This is a genomic window from Oceanobacillus indicireducens (genome assembly GCF_014647195.1).
GTDB lineage: Bacteria > Bacillota > Bacilli > Bacillales > Amphibacillaceae > Oceanobacillus > Oceanobacillus indicireducens.
Genome location: NZ_BMOS01000036.1, coordinates 22,251 through 28,793 on the forward strand (window position 1 = coordinate 22,251; position 6,543 = coordinate 28,793).

Genomic DNA, 6,543 nt, shown 5'->3' on the forward strand with positions numbered 1-6,543 from the left:
TCCGCAGGGCGCCAGCCCGAGGAGGCTCACCAGCCGCCTGCGGAAAGCGAGAGGTGTCTGGACTGCGAACCTCCAGAAGTAAGTTGCACACACTTACGCTGAATGAAAGTGATAGTCGCTTCAGATCTATTGTTCAAGCTGCGAAGGTTAAGATGTTAACTTTATAGTACCACGTAGGAAGGGCTTGTTCTAATCCTTAGTTTGCTTGTTCGAGCAACTGGCTTTCATGAAGGTTGTAATAAGCGCCTTTCTGCTTAATGAGTTCATCATGACTTCCTTTTTCAATGATTTTGCCGTATTCGAGCATGATGATTGTATCTGCTTCTTTAACAGTATTTAGCCGGTGTGCAATAACAAAGCTCGTTCTTCCTTCCATAAGCCGTGTAAGAGCTTCTTGGATTTTTAGTTCTGTAATTGTATCAATATTACTTGTCGCTTCATCTAAAATCAAAATAGAAGGACTCGCAATCAGCGCGCGGGCAATCGTGAGTAATTGTTTCTGTCCTTGACTAATGCCGCTTCCGGACTGATCAAGAATCGTGTCATATCCATTTGGAAGTTTCGTGATAAAATCATGGGCATTCGCATCTTTTGCAGCTTGCTCAACTTCTTTATCCGTTGCATTAAGCTTTCCGTAACGGATATTTTCCCGGATTGTTCCGTGGAAAAGGAATGTATCTTGCAAAACGAATGCCATCTGTTTTCTTAAACTGCTCCTTGTAATATCTTTAATATCAACGCCGTCCAGTGTAATTTTCCCTGCATCATAATTATAGAAACGTGAAATAAGATTAATAATCGTCGTTTTCCCGGCACCCGTGTGTCCGACAAAAGCAACCGTCTCTCCAGGTTTCGCTTCAAAGCTTACCCGATCGATGATAGTTTCCTTTTCATAAGCAAACTGGACTTCATCGAATATTACATGTCCCGCCGTTTCAGTTAGCTCTCTTGCGTTTTCTTCGTCTCGTTCTTCTTTTTCCTCATCCATTACATTAAAGACCCGCTCCGCACCGGCAATCGCGGAGAGAAGGATGTTGAATTGGTTGGAAAGCTCATTCAGAGGACGGGTAAATTGTCTAGCATATTCGGTGAAGATTACGATAATCCCGACTGTGACAAGTTCTTGATTACTATAGATCGCAAGCAAGCCACCAGCAAGAGCAATTAACCCGAAGCTTAAGAAATTCAGCATATTCATGATCTTCGGAGTGAGACCGGCAATCATCTGCGCCCAGAAACCAGTCCGCTTCAGTTCCGCATTTCGTGTTTCAAAAGCCCGAATGACCTTATCTTCCTGGGAATATGTTTTTACAACATGCTGGCCGGAAACAATTTCTTCTACATAACCATTGACTTCCCCGAGATGCTTTTGTTGTAGTTTATAGAGCGGCCCGGTCCGGGAAGTGATCCATTTCATCGCGTAAAACATAAGAGGGACAATAACGAGCGTGACAACCGTTAAAATGGGACTGAGTATCAGCATAACAATTAGCGTACCAGCAAGCGTCAGAACACTCGAGAAAATCTGGATTACCGATTGATTGAGTGTGTTATTGACGTTATCAATATCATTTGTTAACCGGCTCATCAATTCCCCGTGCTGACGTTTATCAAAATAAGAAATCGGCAGTCGATGGAACTGTTCAAATAAATCCTTTCGCAAGTCAAAAACCGTATTCTGGGCAATTCCAATCATCCAGAAGTTCTGTAAGAAAATAGCAAGTGAATGAAAAAGGAAAACAAAAATCAAGCCGACAAGCAGTGTTCCAAGTCCGTTTGTTTCCTGGGTCACAATATAATCATCAATTGCCATTCCAATAAGATAGGGACCGAGTAAACCGAGACCAGAACTAAATATCACCATTAAGATGACGAGAAAAAGCATCCCTTTCTGCCGGGAGAGATATGCCCAAATCCTTTTTAGGGTAGCCCCCATATTTTTCGCCCGTTTGTCTTTATCAATCTGGACGGAATCAAGCTTTATTTTCTCGTAGTGGAAGGGAGCCTTCCAGTCCTTATTCGACATGTGCATACTCCTTTCCGTGCTGAGATTCTACGATCTGTTGATAGAGCCTGGATTGTTTAATCAATTCATTATGAGTCCCCACTGCGAGCACTTCACCTTCATCCATTAATAGAATCCGATCTGCAGTCCTTGCTGTGGAAACTTTTTGAGTAATGATCATTATTGTACAGTTGTATGCTTCAATAGCCTCAAGCAATCTAGCTTCCGTAGCAAGGTCAAGGGCACTAGTACTATCATCAAGCATGAGAATCTTCGGTTTCCGGATCAGCGCCCTGGCAATCGAAATCCGCTGTTTTTGCCCGCCGGAGAGATTCACACCTTTTTGCCCGACTCTCGTGTCATACTGTTTTGGTAAACTCATGATTGTATCGTGAATCTGTGCATCTTTCGCAGCTTGTATCATTTCTTCGTCAGTCGCACCGATTTTTCCCCAAACGATATTATCCCGAACGGTTCCGGTGAAAAGGAGCGGATTCTGTGGCACATATCCGATACTATCCCTTAAGGTATCGAAGGGATAGGAATCAATAGACCGACCGTCAATTAGCACCTTTCCTTTAGTTGGATCATATAGCCGAGGCATGAGTTGGAATATTGATGTTTTCCCGGATCCGGTAGCACCCATAATCGCAAGGGTTTCTCCTGATTGGATGGTGAAAGAAACATCGTTCAAAATAATTTCATCTGAAGCAGGGTATTGGAAATATACATTGCGATATTCCACTGTACCGTCCTTAATCTCAATGTTATCATGCGTTCTATCTACTTCATATTCTGATTCACTTTCATTTTCTAATGTCAGCACTTCATTCACCCGTTCTGCCGATGCTTTTGTCCTCGAAAGAATGATGATAATAAAGGAGAACATTGAAATCGCCATCGCCACCCGGAGTGCATAATTGACGATAGAAACAACTTCTCCAACCGCAGCATTCCCGGCGAGCGACTGGATATTTCCGAACCATATGATGAAGATAAGGCTCAAGTTCATAATAAATAAAAGGATAGGCATCGTGGATTCCACAAAACGGAAAGTCCTTTTTGTCGAAATCGCAAGGTCGTTATTTGCCCCCATGAAACGCATCTCTTCAAAATTCCGGCGTCCAAACGCTTTAATAATCCGCATACCTGCAAGATTCTCCTGCATGACTCGGTTGACGTGATCGACATTCGCCTGTACTTTAGAAAACATCTTACTAGCATACTTCATCACGAGGAATAAAAAGAGAATGAGTAAAGGCACGGTCAGAAGAAAGATCATTGCAAGGCGAGCATTTACAATAAATGCCATCGTCACTCCACCAAGCACAAGGAACGGGGCTTTTGCCATAATACGAAGCGCCATGAAGATCATATTTTGAATCTGGCGGATATCGTTCGTAAATCGTGTCACAAGTGCAGAAGTAGGGTAATTACTTAAGCTTTTAAAGGAAAAATATTGGATGCGGGCGAACAGCTTCTGTCTCAAATCAAAACCAAAGGCGAAACTGACATGAGAAGAGTAGAATGAGTTCAACACTCCAACGATAAGGGATAAAGCTGCAAGTCCAATCATGATTCCTCCCCACATCGTAATTTTCCCAACATCTTCTTGTAGCACCCCCTGATCAATCATGAGACCGAGAAAGAGAGGGAGGAGAAGCTCAATCATAAGTTCAGAAAACATAAAAATATATGCTAAAATAATGGATGTTTTATATGGTTTTAAAAAGGAAAAAACATTTTTCAAACGCTGACCCTCCAAGTAAGTAAAATAATAACAATTATTTAATTATTATAATGTGTTAGTAGGTAATTATCCAGTATCTTATTTCGGGTGTCGAAGTTTTGTGGGGGTGTTTGGAGATGATTGATTTTCCGTTTTTTTAAGTTAAACTGTGAGTCAAATAATGTGTTTACAATACAAGTATTCCGACACTAGAAAAAGGTGGTGAAAAAATGGCATTCATGCTAGTAATGGTGGGTATTTTCTGTATTATTTACATGAAACCTCCTATTTTTAAACAAATGAGATATGATTATGTTTATCTCCTGATTGTTTTGATTTTACTATCCATCATTGTGATTAATGGGACTTTTATAGATTTAATGTCTGATGGATTACTAGTAACGCTCACGCTCATGATTTTATCTCCTTTGTATGTAAAAACATTTTCAGCAATAGGCAATAAAGGGTACAGAATGCTTAATTCTATGCAAAAAATGCACGTCAGTACATAAACTATACGATTAGAATGATGGTTCATAGCTCAGTTGGAAGAGAGATATTTTAACAGGGTAGATGGTTCGATACAGTTGGAGCTTCTCGTTTACTCCTAGCTGTCAAATTGATAGAAAGAGAGACTTGGAAACTTTCATAGATATGGTATGATAGATAGAGTTAAAGGATTTAGAGAGAAAGGGGTAGGAAAATGGATATTGCAAAACTTTCTACGGTATTAAGCCAATATCAAGTAAAGCAGCAAGCAAGCCTTTCAGTAATGAAAATGATGATGGACACAGGAAAAGTTCAGGCGGAAGATATGCTTGAAATGATGGGTGAGAGCGTAAGTGCACCGAATGCAAGCCATCCGCATTTAGGTGGAATGATTGATATTCAAGGATAAAATAAATAATAATGTAAATTTTGCTTGCGAGAAATGTAAATTTGTTATATACTAAATCTTGCAGTTGAAAATAACGATTCCGTAGCTCAGCTGGGAGAGCGCTACCTTGACAGGGTAGAGGTCGTTGGTTCGAGCCCAATCGGAATCACTATAGAATAGAGGTCTGTATCCCTTGTATATCAAGAGGTACAGACCTTTTGTTTTAAGTGTAACAGATTCCGAATGCCCCTAAATTTTACCAATTGTTAAAACCTTGCTAACAACCTCATTTTCTTCTCGACTGTAATACATCTTCGAATATTTCTTCGGCTTCATTCCGGTTCGTCTGGGATGATGTGAGCATAAGAAGCTTTATCTCCAATTATACAACCTTAAATAGCGCTTGTTTAAGGTCTGATTTTCATAGGTTAGTCGACATAACTGATTCAAATACTTACATTTTATAAAGTTTGGGAGGTTTTCATATGATAAAGATTCAACGTCATCCGAAACTAGCAGATGTTGCAGCCTTTATTTCCAGATTAAATTCAAATTTAGAACACCATATTGGTTATTGTGGGAAAAAGATGGATGAAATTTTTAATACATTGGAGGAAGACTTTGGAGATATACCTGCACGTGAATCATTTTTTATAGCAACGGAAAGCGATAAGGTTGTTGGAGTCTGTGGGTTTGATGCTGATAACGAAAGGGGAAAAGCCGAAATATGGGGACCATTCGTAGACCGCGCAGATGCATTAAAGGTATCTAATTTGTTATGGGAATCAACTATTAAAGAAATTCCGAATACCATACAGACTGTCTCCTTATTTCCTGATAATCATAATTTAATGGTAGTTGATTTGGCTAATAGATATTCTTTTGATTCTGTTAGTAAAGAGACCATTTTAACTTGTTCCAAACAATCTTTTAGAAGAGTAAATAATGACAATGTAATCCCGCTAATAAGTGAACATTATAATTCATTGATAAAGTTGCACAACCAAATTTTTCCGAATTCTTACCTAACTGGTACTGAAATGGTAGATGGATTGAGTGAAACATCGACTGTTTTTGGTGCGGTAGACGAACATAGTAATTTACCAGGATATCTTTACACTGAGGCAGAGCCAGAGTTTGGAGAAGGAAGTATTGAATTTTTTGGTGTAACTCCGCTGGTGCGTAACAAAGGTTTGGGAACTTCTCTTCTTGCAAAAGGTTTAGAATGGCTTTTTACATTTCCATCCATAGAAGAAGTTACTCTATGTGTCCAATCTGACAATTCGAAGGCGATTCGTCTATATAAAAGACTGGGGTTTCAGATTGAGCATCAACTTACATTTTTCGAAAAAACTCTAGACAAATCAGGAGTAAACTGAATATTGATCTCTATTATTATGTTAGGTAAATCTTATTTAATATTACAATTTAAGTTAATTTAGGTCCAAAATTATTTAGCGAAAAGTTTTCATTTTTACTTGACGGTTACATGGTGTTTGGCATACAGTAGAATGCTTATGATAACCAATATAAAACTTGTTTTAATTCGCCTTGTTTTGTTGGACGCCAACATTGGCATCTGGAACTGAATAAAGGTACATTTATTTGTACGAAATTTAGGTGCTTTTGAATGACATTAGCACCATTTCTTGGTACAATATAATTAAAATTCAGAATATAAAATGGTGTCGGGAAATAAAGTTTTCTACAAGAAGGACAGCTGAACTTAGGAGCCATAATACTATTCGATGGGGTATGTAATTTTTGTAATAAAAGCATTCAGTATATCATTAAAAGAGAGTCGTATGATTACTTCAAATTTGCTTCATTGCAAGGTGAAGTTGGTCAAACCTTACTGAAAAAACACCAGTTACCTTTGGATGTTTGATGCTAGTATAGTTTCATGGACACATCTAAGTTAAATTTTATACA

Annotated in this window: 6 protein-coding genes and 1 tRNA gene; 5 read left to right on the forward strand and 2 right to left on the reverse strand. The window is 38.9% G+C overall.

Going from position 1 to position 6,543, the window contains the following annotated elements; translation table 11 throughout:
* Positions 1–196 precede the first annotated feature (196 nt).
* Both IEX94_RS16995 and IEX94_RS17000 read right to left on the reverse strand, forming a co-directional pair.
* A complete protein-coding gene (locus IEX94_RS16995) occupies positions 197–2,026 on the reverse strand; it encodes an ABC transporter ATP-binding protein (protein ID WP_188859138.1) in 1,830 nt (609 codons plus the stop codon).
* Positions 2,016–3,755 (reverse strand): ABC transporter ATP-binding protein, encoded by a 1,740-nt coding sequence (locus tag IEX94_RS17000; protein ID WP_188859140.1) that lies wholly within the window; start codon positions 3,753–3,755, stop codon positions 2,016–2,018. The genes IEX94_RS16995 and IEX94_RS17000 overlap by 11 nt, the downstream gene beginning before the upstream one ends.
* Positions 3,756–3,964: 209 nt before the next feature.
* On the opposite strand from IEX94_RS17000, the gene IEX94_RS17005 reads away from it, so the two are divergent.
* The 5 genes from IEX94_RS17005 to IEX94_RS19900 all read left to right on the forward strand — a co-directional run bounded on the left by IEX94_RS17005 (position 3,965) and on the right by IEX94_RS19900 (position 6,499).
* Positions 3,965–4,246: a hypothetical protein gene (locus IEX94_RS17005; protein WP_188859142.1), complete on the forward strand. Its 282-nt coding sequence runs from the start codon at positions 3,965–3,967 to the stop codon at positions 4,244–4,246.
* A 191-nt stretch (positions 4,247–4,437) separates the two neighbouring features.
* Positions 4,438–4,632 (forward strand): YjfB family protein, encoded by a 195-nt coding sequence (locus IEX94_RS17010; protein WP_188859144.1) that lies wholly within the window; start codon positions 4,438–4,440, stop codon positions 4,630–4,632.
* A gap of 75 nt (positions 4,633–4,707) precedes the next feature.
* Positions 4,708–4,780 (forward strand) — tRNA-Val (locus IEX94_RS17015).
* Between the two features lie 316 nt (positions 4,781–5,096).
* Positions 5,097–5,990, forward strand: a complete 894-nt coding sequence (locus tag IEX94_RS17020; protein ID WP_188859145.1) for a GNAT family N-acetyltransferase — start codon at positions 5,097–5,099, stop codon at positions 5,988–5,990.
* Between the two features lie 359 nt (positions 5,991–6,349).
* Positions 6,350–6,499 (forward strand): thiol-disulfide oxidoreductase DCC family protein, encoded by a 150-nt coding sequence (locus IEX94_RS19900; protein ID WP_268239603.1) that lies wholly within the window; start codon positions 6,350–6,352, stop codon positions 6,497–6,499.
* Positions 6,500–6,543 lie beyond the last annotated feature (44 nt).